The organism is Streptomyces glaucescens (assembly GCF_002154375.1).
GTDB classification, from domain to species: domain Bacteria; phylum Actinomycetota; class Actinomycetes; order Streptomycetales; family Streptomycetaceae; genus Streptomyces; species Streptomyces glaucescens.
On record NZ_MUND01001076.1, the window covers coordinates 231 to 807 of the forward strand.

The 577-nt window shown below is 75.4% G+C and carries 2 pseudogenes; both read right to left on the reverse strand.

The features are described from left to right. Positions 1-202: pseudogene (locus CCN42_RS45505) on the reverse strand (hypothetical protein); the annotation flags it as partial. A gap of 119 nt (positions 203-321) precedes the next feature. Continuing rightward, positions 322-577 (reverse strand): annotated as a pseudogene (locus CCN42_RS40695) (hypothetical protein); the annotation flags it as partial.

Consider the following 577-nt stretch of genomic DNA (forward strand, 5'->3'; position numbering starts at 1 on the left):
CGCGCAGCACCGTCTGGGCGGCGGCGTACGGGGTGCCCTCGCGGCGCAGCTCGTCGATGAACCGGTCGACGCGCCACAGGCTCTGCGCGGAGTAGTCGAGGCGTATCCGCGCCCCCTCCCGCATCGCCGCGACGGTGTCCGCCGCCCATCGCGCCGGCTTGGCCGCGGCGGAGGGCCTGATCTCCTGCTGTGTCGTCGTCACATCGGGAAGAGCGCTCCGGGCGGGCGATGCGTCACCCGGATCCGGCGGCTTCCCGCAACCGGCGCAGGACCGCCCCACTCGCCCCGGGACGGTCACAGGATTTCCGCGCCGTCGGGGGTTTACGCGTTCCGGGCCCGCCTCGACACCACGGCGCGCAGCACCCGGCGCCCCTCGGTGGAGACGTCGAGGGCGCGGCGCAGGCCGCCGGTGCCGTGTTCGGCGAGGAGTTCCAGGACTGTGATCTGGCGGCGCAGTTCGGCGGCGACCAGCGGGGACATGCCCTCGGTGCGGCCGGTGCGGCGGGCCTCGACGGAGTCGGGGTCGTCGGCCAGGTCGAGCAGCCGGTGGACCTGGAGCGCGGCGACGGAGCAGGCG